Origin of the sequence: Pandoraea fibrosis (assembly GCF_000807775.2) — a bacterium.
In the GTDB taxonomy this organism is placed as follows: Bacteria; Pseudomonadota; Gammaproteobacteria; order Burkholderiales; family Burkholderiaceae; genus Pandoraea; species Pandoraea fibrosis.
On record NZ_CP047385.1, the window covers coordinates 1,526,082 to 1,541,416 of the forward strand.

The 15,335-nt window shown below is 61.1% G+C and carries 12 protein-coding genes; 5 read left to right on the top strand and 7 right to left on the bottom strand.

Annotation, left to right across the window (positions count from 1 at the left end):
- Positions 1-2: 2 nt before the first annotated feature.
- The 6 genes from ybeY to PI93_RS06840 all read right to left on the bottom strand — a co-directional run bounded on the left by ybeY (position 3) and on the right by PI93_RS06840 (position 5,907).
- Complete coding sequence (ybeY, locus tag PI93_RS06815; protein ID WP_236105645.1) at positions 3-557, bottom strand: rRNA maturation RNase YbeY; 555 nt, start codon at positions 555-557, stop codon at positions 3-5.
- Positions 554-1,612, bottom strand: coding sequence for a PhoH family protein (locus tag PI93_RS06820; protein WP_052240700.1), 1,059 nt, complete (start codon positions 1,610-1,612; stop codon positions 554-556). Before PI93_RS06820 ends, ybeY begins: the two co-directional genes overlap by 4 nt.
- 114 nt (positions 1,613-1,726) lie before the next feature.
- Complete coding sequence (gene miaB, locus PI93_RS06825; protein WP_039371031.1) at positions 1,727-3,070, bottom strand: tRNA (N6-isopentenyl adenosine(37)-C2)-methylthiotransferase MiaB; 1,344 nt, start codon at positions 3,068-3,070, stop codon at positions 1,727-1,729.
- 199 nt (positions 3,071-3,269) lie between these two features.
- The gene (locus PI93_RS06830; RefSeq protein WP_080759210.1) at positions 3,270-4,214 is read right to left on the bottom strand and encodes a metal ABC transporter substrate-binding protein; all 945 of its coding nucleotides are present in this window, start codon (positions 4,212-4,214) and stop codon (positions 3,270-3,272) included.
- Positions 4,215-4,225: 11 nt separating this feature from the next.
- Positions 4,226-5,089: a metal ABC transporter permease gene (locus PI93_RS06835; RefSeq protein WP_039371028.1), complete on the bottom strand. Its 864-nt coding sequence runs from the start codon at positions 5,087-5,089 to the stop codon at positions 4,226-4,228.
- On the bottom strand, positions 5,086-5,907 hold the full coding sequence (locus PI93_RS06840) for a metal ABC transporter ATP-binding protein (RefSeq protein ID WP_052240699.1): 822 nt from the start codon (positions 5,905-5,907) through the stop codon (positions 5,086-5,088). The genes PI93_RS06835 and PI93_RS06840 overlap by 4 nt, the downstream gene beginning before the upstream one ends.
- 1,149 nt (positions 5,908-7,056) lie before the next feature.
- Between PI93_RS06840 and PI93_RS06845 the strand changes: the two genes are divergently transcribed.
- The 4 genes from PI93_RS06845 to PI93_RS06860 are packed head-to-tail and all read left to right on the top strand — an operon-like array spanning position 7,057 to position 12,267.
- Positions 7,057-8,979 (top strand): PrkA family serine protein kinase, encoded by a 1,923-nt coding sequence (locus tag PI93_RS06845; RefSeq protein ID WP_039371025.1) that lies wholly within the window; start codon positions 7,057-7,059, stop codon positions 8,977-8,979.
- 15 nt (positions 8,980-8,994) lie between these two features.
- Positions 8,995-10,257: a YeaH/YhbH family protein gene (locus PI93_RS06850; protein ID WP_039371022.1), complete on the top strand. Its 1,263-nt coding sequence runs from the start codon at positions 8,995-8,997 to the stop codon at positions 10,255-10,257.
- Between the two features lie 46 nt (positions 10,258-10,303).
- The gene (locus tag PI93_RS06855; RefSeq protein ID WP_039371018.1) at positions 10,304-11,848 is read left to right on the top strand and encodes a SpoVR family protein; all 1,545 of its coding nucleotides are present in this window, start codon (positions 10,304-10,306) and stop codon (positions 11,846-11,848) included.
- On the top strand, positions 11,848-12,267 hold the full coding sequence (locus tag PI93_RS06860) for a VOC family protein (protein WP_039371013.1): 420 nt from the start codon (positions 11,848-11,850) through the stop codon (positions 12,265-12,267). Before PI93_RS06855 ends, PI93_RS06860 begins: the two co-directional genes overlap by 1 nt.
- A 33-nt stretch (positions 12,268-12,300) precedes the next feature.
- On the opposite strand, the gene PI93_RS06865 is transcribed toward PI93_RS06860, so the two are convergent.
- The gene (locus tag PI93_RS06865) at positions 12,301-13,668 is read right to left on the bottom strand and encodes a GGDEF domain-containing protein (RefSeq protein ID WP_039371010.1); all 1,368 of its coding nucleotides are present in this window, start codon (positions 13,666-13,668) and stop codon (positions 12,301-12,303) included.
- An 887-nt stretch (positions 13,669-14,555) separates the two neighbouring features.
- On the opposite strand from PI93_RS06865, the gene PI93_RS06870 reads away from it, so the two are divergent.
- Positions 14,556-15,290: an ABC transporter permease gene (locus PI93_RS06870; protein ID WP_052240698.1), complete on the top strand. Its 735-nt coding sequence runs from the start codon at positions 14,556-14,558 to the stop codon at positions 15,288-15,290.
- Positions 15,291-15,335 lie beyond the last annotated feature (45 nt).

Consider the following 15,335-nt stretch of genomic DNA (forward strand, 5'->3'; position numbering starts at 1 on the left):
GTTCAGGCGCGGCGCGGTTTGGCCGGTGCTTTAGCGTTGGTTTTGGCGTCGGCGAAAGTGGCCGGCGCAGACTTTTCCGACGCATAGGGATCGGCGTACCCGAGACCGGCGAGAATTTCCGTCTCCAGGCCTTCCATCTCCTGCGCCTCGTCGTCGGCCTCGTGATCGTATCCCTGCGCGTGGAGCACGCCGTGCACGATCAGGTGCGCGTAATGCGCTTCGAGGGGAATGCCTTGTTCGTTCGCTTCGCGCTCGACGACCGGGCAGCACAACACGATGTCGCCCGTGACCGGATCGCTTTCATCTTGCGCGTAGGCAAACGTGAGCACGTTGGTGGCGTAGTCCTTACCGCGATAGCCTCGATTGAGCGTCTGGCCTTCCTCGGCATCGACGAAGCGCAGCGTCAGTTCGGCGTCGGCCAACAAGGCCGCCTGCACCCAGCGGCGTACCGCCGTGCGCGAGAGCAGCGCCTTGTGCGCGGCGAATGCCGGGCCGGCCACGAACTGGCTCGTCAGCGTGAGCGCGTGGCGCGGCGAACGAGGGGCCCGCTCGCTCATGCCTTGCCTCGCGTCGCCCGGCCATCTCGGCGTTCGCGGTCGTTCGATTCCGGCAGGTCCAGTCCGGCTTCGGCGTGTTGCGTGTGCGCGTCGTAGGCTTCGACGATGCGGGCGACCAACGGGTGACGCACCACATCCACGCTGGTGAAGCGGGTCATGGCGATGCCGCGAACGTTCTTCAGGATCAGTTGTGCTTCCATCAGGCCGCTCTTCGAGCCGCGCGGCAGGTCGACCTGCGTGGTGTCGCCGGTCACGACGGCCTTGCTGCCGAAGCCGATCCGCGTGAGGAACATCTTCATCTGTTCGGGCGTCGTGTTCTGCGCCTCGTCCAGAATGATGAACGCGTGATTGAGCGTGCGCCCGCGCATATACGCGAGCGGCGCGATCTCGATCATCTGCTTTTCGAAATACTTCTGCGTCTTGTCGAAGCCGAGCAGGTCGTACAGCGCGTCGTAAAGCGGGCGCAGGTACGGGTCGACCTTCTGTGCCAGATCGCCGGGCAGGAAACCCAGACGCTCGCCGGCTTCCACCGCCGGGCGCGTGAGCACGATGCGCTTGACCGCGTCACGCTCAAGCGCGTCGACAGCGCACGCGACCGCGAGGTAGGTCTTGCCGGTACCGGCTGGCCCGATGCCGAACGTGACATCGTGCGACAGAATCTGCTTCAGGTAATCGCGCTGCGCCGGGGTACGGCCGTGAAGGTCGCTGCGGCGCGTGTGCAGCACGGGCGAGCCGTCCTCGGTTTCGCCGGCGGCAAACGGGTTGTCATCGCCGTGACGCACGGTCGGCACGAGACCCTGGCGCGATTCCACGAGGCCCAACTGAATATCGTCGACCGACAAGGGTTCGGTGGCGCGGTTGTAGAAACTCTCGAGGGCCTGCGTGGCGATCACGGCGCTCTTGCCGCGCACGGAGAAGCGATGGCCGCGCCGGGTGATCGAGACGTCGAGTGCCTGTTCGATCTGACGCAGGTTTTCGTCCAGCGGGCCGCAAAGGTTGGCCAGCCGGCGATTGTCGTCGCGCGGGGCGGTGAATTCTTGGACGGGTGCTTTCAAGATGATCCGGTCGGTTGCCTGTTCAGGTCGTTCGATGGAGTCGCCGGGGGCAGGCTCGGGTATGCGGTGGGTACGCCAGGGACTGCCGGGTCCGTTCATATTCGCAAATTTCGCTTAGTGCGTGGTGACCAGTTCGCCACGCAACGAGTGCGGGTAGGCGAAGGTGATTACCACGTCGGTCATCTGGCCGATCAGGCTGGCGCGTTGCGCCTCGGGCACGGGGAAGTTCACCACGCGATTGTTCTCGGTGCGCCCTTGCAGCTCGTTCGGGTCCTTGCGCGAGACGCCTTCGACGAGAATGCGCTGACGCGAGCCGACCATGCGCTGGCTGATGCGCGCAGCATTTTCCTCGATCACGGCTTGCAGATGTTGCAGGCGGCGCAGCTTGACCTCGCGCGGCGTGTCGTCCGGCAGGTTGGCAGCGGGCGTGCCAGGGCGCGGGCTGTAGATGAACGAGAAGCTCGTGTCGTAGCCGATGTCGTGGATCATCGCCATGAGCTTGTCGAAATCCTCTTCCGTCTCGCCGGGGAAGCCGACGATGAAGTCCGACGACATCGACATGTCCGGGCGCACCTGACGCAGGCGGCGAATGATCGACTTGTATTCGAGCACGGTATAGCCGCGTTTCATCGCCGAGAGCACGCGGTCGGCGCCGTGCTGCACGGGCAGGTGCAGATGGCTCACGAGCTTGGGCACCTTGGCGTAGGTGTCGATCAGACGCTGCGTGAATTCCTTCGGGTGGCTGGTCGTGTAGCGGATACGCTCGATGCCGGGCACTTCGGCGACGTATTCGATGAGCAGCGCGAAGTCGGCGATTTCGCCGTCGGCCATCAGGCCTCGATAGGCGTTCACGTTCTGACCCAGCAGCGTGATTTCGCGCACGCCTTGTTCGGCCAGACCGGCAATCTCGGTGAGCACGTCTTCGAACGGGCGCGATACTTCGTCGCCACGCGTGTAGGGCACCACGCAGTAGCTGCAATACTTCGAACAGCCTTCCATGATCGAGACGAACGCCGTGGCGCCCTCGACCTTGGCCGGCGGCAGGTGGTCGAACTTCTCGATTTCCGGGAACGAGATGTCGACCTGCGAGCGGCCCGTGGTGCGGCGCGCTTCGAGCATCTGCGGCAGACGGTGCAGCGTTTGCGGGCCGAATACCACGTCTACGTAGGGCGCACGTTGCACGATGGCGGCGCCTTCCTGACTGGCGACACAGCCGCCTACGCCGATGACCAGATCCGGCTTGATCTCCTTGAGGGCGCGCATGCGGCCCAGATCCGAGAACACCTTTTCCTGTGCCTTTTCGCGCACGGAGCACGTATTGAACAGGATGACGTCGGCGTCTTCGGGGGAATCGGTCTTTTCGAGACCTTCGGCTGCGCCGAGCACGTCCGCCATCTTGTCGGAGTCGTACTCGTTCATCTGACAGCCGAACGTCTTGATATAAATCTTCTTTGCCATTGAGTGTGCGCCGTTCGCAGTGGTTAACCTGGGGGCGTCCGTATTGGATGTTTCAGGGGTTCAGTCATGCCGGGCCGCGAGAGAAATGCGGTGACCCAAACGCAAAAGCCGGCGTGGCCGGCCTGTCCGGACCTCCGTAGCGGGGCCGGTGAGTGGTGCACGCATTATACCGCGTGCACCGCAGGGGAGCGCGTCCGGACTAGCGGTTGTCCTTCATCGCGGCAGCAAGGGCGCGGATGTTGTGCTGGAACAACTGGAGGTAGGTCGAGGCTTCCGGGTTCTGTGAGAGCGCGTCGGAGTAAAGCTTGCCGTCGACCGTCACCTTGGCGTCCTTGGCGATGCGCTGGACCAGACGGGGATTGGAGATGTTTTCCATAAAGACCGCCTTGATGCCGGTACGGCGGATCACGCGAATCAGGTTCGCCACATCCTTGGCGCTGGCTTCGCTTTCCGTCGACACGCCTTCCGGGGCGAGGAACCTGATGCCGAAGCGCTGGCCGAGATAGCCGAAGGCGTCATGCGAGGTCAGCACCACGCGGCGGGCCGGCGGAACCGGGGCGAGTTGCTTGTTGGCCCAGGTGATCAGGTCGTCGAGCGCAGCCTGATAGTTCTTGGCGCGATCCGCGTAGTAGGCGCTGCCGGCGGGATCGGCCTGCGACAGGGCGGCGGCAATGTTGGCGACCATCGCCTTCACGCGCTCGGGGTCCTGGAACATGTGCGGATCGGTCACGGTCTTGCCGTCGTCGACCATGGTACGGGGCTTGAGGCCCTTTGTGACCGTGACGAGCGTGCCTGGATAGTGGCTCGACTTCATCAGGCGCGGCAGCCAGCCTTCGAAGCCCAGCCCGTTCACGAAGAAGAGCTTGGTGCCGGAGATCTTGGCGACGTCCGCCGGGGTCGGCTCATAGACGTGCGTGTCCTGATCGGGGCCGACGAGCGTGGTGACATCGACCCGGTCGCCGCCAACCACTTTCACGATGTCGGACAGGATGCTGAAGCTCGCACCGACGGGCAGGCGCGTGTCCTGCGCGCGTGCCGGGCTGACGAACGCCAGCGCCAGGGCAACCATTGTGGCGACGAGCCCTGCGCCAAGCCAGGATTTGCCGCCCGACGCTTTGCTGCCCCATTGACCCAATCCGAACATGTTTTCCTCTCTTAAAGCGCCGGAGCCTTCGCACTATTTGCCTGGCCCGGCGTGACCAGCAATGCGCTCAGATAGGCGATGCCAGCCGTCAAAACGATGGCCGGTCCCGAGGGACAGGCCAGGTAATACGAAAGCAGCAGCCCGATCACGCTCGACGCGCTCGCGACCAGCCAGGCCACTAGCAGCATGCCGGGGAGCGTGCGGGCGACGAGCCGGGCGGTCGCTGCCGGCAACATCATCAGTCCTACGGCCATGAGCGTGCCCATCGCCTGAAATCCCGCCACGAGGTTCATCACCGTCAGCACGGTAAAGCCGAGGTGGTAACGCATCACGCTCTTGCCCTGGCCGTGGCCGAGGAATGTCGGATCGGCACTATCCAGCACGAGACCGCGATAATGCCAGCCGAACCAGAGCAGCGTCACCGTCGCGATCGCCGCGACGAGCAGGAGCGACGGGTCGTCTACCGCGAGCACCGAACCGAAGAGCAGATGCATCAGATCGACGCTGTTGCCCCATTTGGACACGATCACCACGCCACCGGCCAGCGCCAGTAGATAGAAGCCGGCAAACGACGCGCCTTCGTCAAGCCGCGTGCGACGGCTCGACAGCCCGGCGAGCAAGGCCACCAGCAAGCCGGCCACCATGCCGCCGCCCGCCATCCACGGCAGCGAGAGGCCGCCGATCAGATAGCCGACGGCCGCGCCCGGCAACACCGCGTGAGAGAGCGAGTCGCCCATCAGGCTCATGCGACGCAGCAGCAGGAACACACCCACCGGCGTGCAACCGATCGACAACGCAAGGCTGCCGACAAGGGCGTGCCGCATGAAGTCGAATTCCGAGAACGGGCCGACGAGCAAATCCACGACCGTGCTCATCGCTGGCCTGCGCGCGTTGCCGCGACGGCGCCCGGCGAAGACGCTCCCTCCTGGGCCGATAAATAGGGCGACACGGCGGGCGACGCAGCGCCCGCGATCCGGGCGGTGTAACCTCCGGCCCCCGACAGGCCAACATGCGCGCTGCCTGCTGCGACCTCGCCGGATGGCAGCCCGCCGTGCAGACACGCGGCCGGCGAGCCCGAGGCCACCAGCCGGCCCGCCATCACGACGACATACGAAAACCGTTCGAGGACAAGCGGCAGGTCGTGAAGCACCGTCACCACAGTGCGACCCTCGTTGCGCCATTGATCCAACAATGCGAGCAACAGTTCCGCCGACGGGACATCGATGCCTGTGAGTGGTTCATCCAGCAAAACGATGGGAGCATCTTCCACGATCAGCCGGGCGAAGCGGGCGCGCTGCCATTGACCGCCCGACAAGACTTCGAGCGGTTGCGCGCGCTTGTCCGCAAGGCCGACACGGGCGAGGGCGTCGTGGGCGCGGTCGAACTCGTTGCGTCCGAGACGGCGGGCGTCACCCGTGCGTCGCCAGGTGCCGGTCAGCACATACTCCTCGACGCACATGGGGAACCGGTGATCGGTTTCGGGGCGTTGCGAGAGATAGGCCACCGGCCCGTCGCAAACGATCTTGCCGCTCGAGGCTTTCTGCAAACCGGCAAGGGCACGCAACAGCGTGGTCTTGCCGCCGCCATTGGGCCCGACGACCGCCGATAGCACACCGGGAGCGAAGGTGGCGCTCACGCCTTCCAGTGCAACGTTCGGTCCAAAATGAACCGAAAGGTCATGGCAGCCGATCACGAGGCGACTCCTTGCAGCGCCCAATAAACGAGCGCCCAAAGCGGGACGAGCACAAGCAATGTCAGTGCCGTGCGTTCCCAGCCTGCGAGACGGTAGAGCCAAACGGAAAAACGGATCATGGGTGAGACGGGCGATGCCCAGACACAGATTGCAACTGTGTAATAAATGCAACAAAGTTGCATTATGGCATGAATTGTCCCATGGCGCGGCACCGATCGATCGGGCGCGTCGGACGTCGCAAAACGCCTGTGGCAGGTGCCGGTACACAACGCGTTACATATCAGCGCAGCACATTTTGGCGAACCGGCGTAACATGGGTTCACGCCTGATCGACTGGCACGCTGTTCGCTTCATTCCAGAGATCGGCAATATGCAAGGCATTGATGAGACGGTGGCATGGTGCGGTGCGGCGACTCGAGTCAGCGTCTCTGACGAGAGGTCCGGCGCACGACCGGTAACCGTCGCTGCCGAGGAGGTTCGCCCGTTCAGATCACCGGCCGTCTTCGACTTTCCGCCCGCGACACCCTGCGCCGACGCATGATGATCGCACGACCTTCGCGACTTCGCGCAGTCGCGTCGCCTCGACAGGAAAGCACCTCGTCACGCGCCCACGTCTTCGCATTCGTCGACGTTGTCGGGCAGCCCACTTTTTTCCGCAAACATTGCACGTCGTGCTTCGAACGTTCGCAAGAAATTCTATCTAATAGATAGGATTCCTTAGTGAGTGATGAGCCTATTCGAACGTTTCGTAATGCAGGCAAACCCGAATGCGCAATGCGTGCGAGAGTATGCGGAAAGTCGCTCGATTTTTGATGTATTACCGCTGACGTGCGCAATGCGTAGATGGTGCGGAAACCCTTGTGGAATGCGGGTTATCGGCGATGCTTAGCGCTGCGGAAAATATCTAGCGACAGTTTTTTTGTTTGTGCATATGATGAGTTAACGGTTGCAATTTTCAGTGACAAGTTTAAAGTCAACCTAAACCGATTTTGAGTCGTTCATGTAAGGGAGGGGACAGTGCGAAAGGTTTCGCGAAAGTCGCTCCGGCATGCAGTGAGCCAGGTCGAAACCATTGCGCAGTCATCCGGGTCTTAGGCAACAGAGCGGACATCGTTTCCGATGTTTTCCGATGAAGCGGGGGTGAGGCATATGGATATTTTCAGCCACTACACGACACGTTTCGAAGCACGCAGGGAAGAGGAATACAGCATCCAGGAATATCTGGAGATCTGTAAGAAAGACTCGACAGCGTATGCAACGGCAGCCGAGCGTATGCTGAGCGCCATCGGTGAGCCTGAGCTTATCGACACGCACCACGACCCGCGGCTCTCGCGGTTGTTCTCGAACAAGATCATCAAGATCTATCCTGCCTTCCGTGAGTTCTACGGCATGGAAGACACGATCGAGCAAATCGTCTCGTTCTTCAAACACGCCGCGCAAGGGCTCGAAGAGCGCAAACAGATCCTTTACCTGCTTGGCCCCCCTGGAGGTGGCAAGTCGTCGCTGGCTGAGAAGCTCAAGGCGTTGATGGAAGACGTGCCCATCTACTGCCTGAAGGGATCGCCGGTGCACGAGTCGCCTCTGGGCCTGTTCTCACCCGAGGAAGACGGCAAGATTCTGGAAGAGGACTTCGGCATTCCGGTGCGGTATCTCAATACGATTCCGTCGCCGTGGGCCACCAAACGTCTGAACGAGTTCAACGGCGACATCACCAAGTTCCGCGTGGTGAAGGTGCGACCGTCGGTGCTGCAACAGATCGCGATTGCGAAGACCGAGCCGGGGGACGAGAACAATCAGGACATCTCGTCGCTTGTCGGTAAGGTCGACATTCGCAAGCTCGAGGAATTTCCGCAGGACGACCCGGACGCGTACTCCTACTCCGGCGGGCTTTGCCTGGCCAACCGCGGCCTGCTCGAGTTCGTCGAAATGTTCAAGGCGCCGATCAAGGTGCTCCACCCGTTGCTGACCGCCACGCAGGAGGGCAACTACAAGGGGACGGAAGGGTTCGGTGCGATTCCGTTCGACGGTATCGTGCTGGCTCACTCGAACGAGGCCGAATGGCAGAGCTTCAAGGGCAATCGTAACAACGAGGCCTTCCTCGATCGTATCTATATCGTGAAGGTGCCCTACTGCCTGCGCGTGACCGACGAGGTGAAGATTTACGAGAAGCTCGTGAAGAACAGCTCGCTCGCGAACGCGCCCCGAGCGCCAAACGTGCTCAAGATGCTCGCGCAATTCGCCGTGCTCACGCGTCTGAAAGAGCCGGAGAACTCCAATATCTTTTCCAAGGTTCGTGTCTACGACGGTGAAAACCTCAAGGACGTCGATCCGAAAGCGAAGTCATATCAGGAGTATCGCGACTACGCCGGGGTGGACGAGGGGATGACGGGCATGTCCACGCGTTTCGCCTTCAAGGTGTTGTCGAAGGTCTTCAACTTCGACAACACCGAAGTGGCGGCCAACCCGGTGCACATGCTGTACGTGCTCGAGCAGCAGATCGAGCGAGAACAGTACGCCGGCGAAGTCGAGAAGCGCTATCTCGCCTACATCAAGGAGTATCTGACCGCACCGTTTGTCGAGTTCATCGGCAAGGAGATTCAGACCGCCTATCTCGAGTCGTACTCGGAGTACGGCCAGAACATCTTCGACCGCTACGTGAACTTCGCGGATCTCTGGATTCAGGATCAGGAGTATCGCGATCCGAACACCGGCGAGATTCTCGATCGCACCGCGCTCAACGATGAACTGGAGAAGGTCGAGAAGCCGGCCGGGATTACCAACCCGAAAGACTTCCGCAACGAGATCGTCAACTTCGTCCTGCGCGCACGCGCCAACAACGCGGGCAAGAATCCGCTCTGGACGAGTTATGAAAAGCTGCGCGCAGTCATCGAGAAGCGCATGTTCTCGACGACCGAGGATTTGCTGCCGGTGATCTCGTTCAACGCGAAGTCGTCCAAGGAGGATCAGGAAAAGCACGCCAACTTTGTCAACCGAATGGTGGAAAAAGGCTATACCCCGAAGCAGGTTCGCCTGCTCGTGGAATGGTACCTGCGCGTGCGCAAATCCTCGTAACCAACCGGGGCCACTATGTCAGCAATCATCGACAGACGGCAAAACGGCAAGAACAAAAGCGCCATCAACCAGCAGCGTTTCATCAAACGCTACCGCGACCAGATTCGACGCGCGGTAGCGAAGGCGGTGGGCGGGCGCAAGATTACCGATATCGATGGCAGCGGACAGGTCTCGATCCCGGTCAAGGACATCACGGAGCCGTTGTTCCACCACGGGCCCGGCGGGCGACGGGAGATGGTTCATCCCGGCAATCGCGAGTTCGTGGTGGGCGACAACTTCGAGCGTCCGCCATCGGGCGCGGGGGGCGGCGGAAGCCGCGCCAGCGACTCGGGAGAGGGCGAGGACGATTTCGTCTTCAACCTCTCGCGCGAGGAGTTCCTGAAATTCTTCTTCGAGGATATGGCCCTGCCGGATCTCGCGAAACGACGTCTCGCGCAGATTCCGGAGTTCCGCAAGGTCCGTGCGGGCTATTCGATCGACGGCACGCCGTCGAACCTCAACGTCATTCGGACGATGCGCAGTTCGCTGGGCCGTCGCATTGCCCTCACGGCGCCCTATCGCAAGCAGTTGCGCGAGCTCGAAGCCGAATACGCGGACATCGTCTCGCGTGAGGGCGATACGTCGCCGCGAGCATTGTCGCTGGCGCACGAGATCACGCATCTGCGCACTCGCGTCGAAGCGATTCCGTACATCGAGAAGCTCGATCTGCGCTACTCGAACCGGGTCATGCAGCCGCGTCCTCAGGCGCAGGCCGTCATGTTCTGTCTGATGGACGTGTCCGGCTCGATGGACCAGAGCCGCAAGGATCTCGCCAAGCGCTTCTTCATGCTGCTCTATCTGTTCCTGCGGCATAACTACGAGCGTATCGATCTGGTGCTCATCCGGCACCACACCACGGCGAAGGAGGTCAACGAAGACGACTTCTTCTATGCACGCGAATCGGGCGGCACGGTGGTCTCGAGCGCGCTCAAACTGATGACGGAAATCATCGCGGATCGATACTCGCCGAGCGACTGGAATATCTACGGGGCGCAGGTGTCCGATGGCGACAACTGGGACGGGGATTCGCCCATCTGCCGCGACATTCTGAATCAGACGATCATGCCTGCGGTGCAGTACTTCGCGTATGTGGAGGTGGCCAGCGCCGAACCACAGAACCTGTGGAACGAGTACTTGTCGGTCAAGCAGCAGCATCCGAATTTCGCGATGCAGCGCATCATGGAAGCCGCCGAGATTTATCCGGTGCTGCACGACCTGTTCAAGAAGAAGGCGGCCTGAAAACGGTCCCGCGTCGATACCCCAACGAGGGCAACGAGGACGCATCATGGCGTATATATCCACCGGATCGGAATGGACGTTTGAACTGATTCAACGTTACGAGCACGAGATCGCGCGCATTGCGGCGGACTTCAAGCTCGACACGTATCCGAATCAGATCGAGATCATCACCGCCGAGCAGATGCTCGACGCCTACGCGACGGTGGGGCTGCCCATCGGCTATCACCACTGGTCGTATGGCAAGCACTTCCTGTCTTCCGAGCGCGGTTACAAGCGCGGGCAGATGGGGCTGGCCTATGAGATCGTCATCAACTCGAATCCCTGCATCGCGTATCTGATGGAGGAGAACAGCATGACCATGCAGGCGCTGACCATCGCGCACGCCAGCTACGGTCACAACTCGTTCTTCAAGGGGAATTATCTCTTCCGCACCTGGACCAGTGCCGACGCCATCGTCGACTACCTGTTGTTCGCACGTAACTACATCACCGAGTGCGAGCAGCGCTATGGCGAACAGTCGGTCGAGTTGCTGCTCGACTCCTGCCACGCGCTCATGAACTACGGGGTGGATCGTTACAAGCGGCCGAAGCGGTTGTCGCTCGCGCAGGAACAGGCGCGTCAGAAGGAGCGAGAGAACTATCTGCAATTGCAGATCAACGATCTGTGGCGCACGCTGCCGCACCACGCGTTGCACGATGACGACGAGGACGATGGCCTCGATCCGACCGAATCGGACGACCCGCGTTTTCCCGGCGAGCCGCAGGAGAACCTGCTGTACTTCTTCGAGAAGAATGCCCCCAAGCTGGCCCCGTGGCAGCGCGAGATCGTGCGCATCGTGCGCAAGCTCGCACAGTATTTCTATCCGCAACGTCAGACCAAGGTGATGAACGAAGGCTGGGCAACGTTCTGGCATTACACGATCCTGCAGCAGCTCTACAAGGAGAAACTCGTCAACGACGCGTTCATGATGGAGTTCCTGCACGCGCACACGAACGTGGTCTATCAGCCATCGTTCGACAGTCCGTACTACAGCGGCCTGAACCCCTATGCGCTGGGCTTCGCGATGTTCCAGGACATTCGCCGCATGTGCGAGGAACCGACCGACGAAGACCGTCAGTGGGCCCCCGACATTGCCGGCAGCGACTGGCTGACGACGCTCGACTTCGCCATGCGCAACTTCAAGGACGAGAGCTTCATCCAGCAGTTCCTCTCGCCGAAGGTCATTAGAGACCTGAAGCTGTTCTCTGTGCTCGATGACGATCGCGACAGCCGCTTGCGCGTGACCGCCATCCACAACGATACCGGCTATCGCGAGATCCGCGAGATGCTTGCGCAACAGTACAACCTTAGCCAGCTCGAGCCGAACATTCAGGTCTCGCATGTGGATCTGCATGGCGATCGGTCACTGACGTTGCGACATGTGCAAACCGATCGCAAGCCACTGGACGATGGCTTCGAGGAGGTCCTCAAGCACGTTGCGCGTCTGTGGGGCTTCACCGTGCGACTGGAGACGGTGTTCGAGGACGGCCGCAGCGAGATGACCCACGAGACCAAGGTCGAGAAGCGGCGGCGCTATGCATTGAGCGCGTGATGAAGATTCCGTTCGTCGCGCTCGATCATGTAGTGCTGCGCACCAACGACATTGCCCGCCTTCAGCACTTCTACATGGATGTGCTCGGCTGCACGCTGGAGAAGGTGCAGGCGGATATCGGACTCGTGCAGTTGCGCGCGGGCGATGCATTGATCGATCTGGTCGACGTGGCCGGGCAGATCGGCCGCCAGGGCGGTGTGGCGCCCGGCCCGGAAGGCCACAACCTTGATCATTTCTGTTTGCGCGTCGAGCCCTTCGACGATGAGGCCATCCGGCAGGGACTGGCCTCGCACGGCGTGACGCTGGGCGAGGTTGTACAGCGCTATGGCGCGCATGGCGAAGGGCCGTCGTGCTATCTCACCGATCCGGACGGAAATACCGTCGAACTCAAGGGGCCACCGTCGCGTCCGAATCGCTGAGCGCGTGCCTCGCGAGTTGTCTTCGGCGTACGCTCACGCCGCCATCTGCCCCAGCACGCTTTGATCCCGTCCCTTGTGTTTGGCCTGATAGAGCGCCTTGTCGGCGCGCTCGAGCATCGCGCTGATCACGAGTGGCTCGCCCGGTTGCCATGACGCAATGCCGACACTGATCGTGATGGCTTCGCCATCGTCTCGCGCAGTTTGCGGAAGCAGGTCCGTGCTGGCCCGCTTGACGGATTCCCGAATGCGGTCTGCCACGCGAAGCGCGGCGTGTTGATCGATCTCGGGCAGCACCACGGCAAATTCTTCTCCCCCCAAACGCACGGCGAAATCGCTCGGCAGGCGGATGCAATGCTGAATCGTATTGGCGATGCGCTGAAGCACGGCGTCGCCAAACGGGTGCCCGTAGCGATCGTTGACCTGCTTGAAGAAATCGATGTCGATCAGCAGCACCGACAGCGGAATCGCTCGTTGCTGAACACGCTCCGCGACGAGGCGAATGCGGTTGTCGAAGTAGCGCCGGTTGTAGATATGCGTGAGCGGGTCGATGAAGACCTTCTCGACAAGATCCGTGTTCGTGAGCGCGAGCGACTGATACTGTCGTGTGATTTCCCAGACCAGCGCGAGCGTGGCAACCCCTGGCGAGGCCAGTGCGAGAAGGCGCGCGGCATACCACTGGTACGAGGCTTCGCTCGGCGCTGTCAGCGACAGCAGCAACTGGCACAGCGAGATCGTGACGACCACCCACACGAGCAGGAACAGCTTGTGCGTGAGCCGCGTGACGGCCGCAATACGCCACCACAACGCCAGGTAGCCGACAAAGAGCGCGCCGAGGGCGAGGGTCTCGATGTCCACGCCGCCCGCCAGACGCGGGGTGACGAGCGTGCGTCCGGCGCCGACCAGCGAGAGCGAAACCACCACCCAGACGATCAACACGACGGCGCCATAGCGCGCGGCTTCGGAATAGCCGGGACGGGTATGTGGATCGGTGCGCGTGAGCGAGTAACTGCGCACGCTGAGCATCACGTACACCGCGAAGCTGGCCTCCGCCATGAGCCAGAGCCAGAAGGGGGCGCGCGTGACGTGCGACGAGATGCCCGCGAGTTGATTCGCGAGTAATACACCTTCGGTGAACATGAACAGGCCGCGCAGCAGAAACGCACAACCGAATTGCGCGAAGTACCGCTTGCCGTTGTAGAGATACTGCACGCCGAGCAGACAGGCCGTCGACAAATTGAGAATGCCGCCGGCGGAGACGAGGAAGAACGTCAGCAGCGGATTCACTGCGCCTTCGAGCGCACGAGCGAGAAATCCAGCGAGAGTGAGCGCGGCACACGCCACCAAGATCATGGTCGCGGCAACGCGGTTGCCCTGTTCGGTACGGCTGATGGTACTTTTCATAGTTGTTATTCGCCGATCAACGACCTCGTGCCTCGCGCACGATTGCCTTTTTACCGTTCAACTATCGCGTCCGAAACTGGTCGCAAGGTCATGGCCTCGCGTTACCGTTTCGTTTCCCCGAATTCGCGCTAAATAGTTGAAAACTAAGATAAACCTCGGAGAATACACGAGTTTCTTCGGGTTGGCATCCGTTTCGAAGGGACGACTCTAATTTCCCATTCGACCCACCAAAACATGCGGATTTCAGACGATTTGTGCACCGTTTTCGGGCGCGTGAAAGTGCCTCGTCGCCTCGCGTGACAAAAATTCTCTGCGATACGGTAATCCGCTGTGCGAAACACAAAAATGGTTAATTTCGGGACGACACCACCGATATGACCGTAACCCCAGTGATGACGGGGGATTGCGGAGTGTACAATTAATTCGGAGTGCGATTTATATGACGAATGTGCCGTGTAATATCGTGTAAATGCATGGGATTCAACGCGAGAAAGGGGCTACGGGTTGGCATCGACGCGCTATCTGTACTAAAATAAAAAAAGCCAATCGCTGCGATTGGTCCATAGAAACAGAAGTAAAAGCATCGTCGGTGTTCCTCGTTGCGCCGGCGATCGGTTCCATCACGCAATGAGTTTGTGCAGTAAAACATTCGCGCGCTTTCAATAAGCGTGCACCGAGAGGCCCAGTCGCCCACGGCGTCGAAAGCTCGTCTCTCATGTCGCATTTCGCGACGCCTGGTTCGTCACCGTTGTCTTTCACAGACCTTCGGAGCGAACACTTCACAATTCGCAAGGCAGCTAACAGTTGTCATGCTTGTTTGACCGCGTTGTCACGCGGGGCGATTGCTATTGCCTCGCGACAGCGCTGCCAACCCATTCAAAGGGAGCATGAACGTGGCGAAGCAGTATCGCATTCTCTATTTGGCCGGTTTCGGACTGCTCGGTGTCGCCGCCGCAGTCGCCGGCCTGGTGTATTGGCTGGGCGTCGACACGCTCGTCAAATACCGGGGCGACCTGGTGTACTACACCCAACAGCACCTCAAGCTTGTGGCGATATCGATGGCGATGGCCATCGCTGTCGGCGTGCCCGCGGGCGTGCTGATTTCGCGGCCGAAGTTCGAGAAGCACGCCGAGCGTGCCGTGCAGATTTTCAATATCGGCAACACGCTGCCGTCGCTTGCCGTGCTGGCATTGTCGATGGCAGTGCTTGGCATCGGCGATCGGCCTGCCATTCTGGCGCTGTGGCTCGCGTCGCTGCTGCCGATTGTGCGTAATGCTTACGAAGGCTTGCGACAAGTGCCGCCCGCATTGCGGGAATCGGCGCGTGGCATGGGAATGACACCCTCGCAGGTGCTCTTCCGCGTGGATCTGCCCAACGCCATGCCGGTCATCGTCGGCGGCATTCGCACCTCGCTCGCGATCAACGTCGGCACCGCGCCGCTCGCATTCCTGATTGGCGCGGACAGTCTGGGACAACTGATCTTCCCGGGCATCTATCTGAACGACCAGACGAAGCTGCTTCTCGGCGCGGCCGGGACTGCGCTGCTCGCGCTCGTCCTCGACGGCATCGTTGCCTTCACGAGCGGGCTCTGGTTCGCACGTCACGGCGCCCCCGCGCGTTGAGACAAAGGAGACCCATACGTATGCAAGTTTCATTTCCTCGCACGC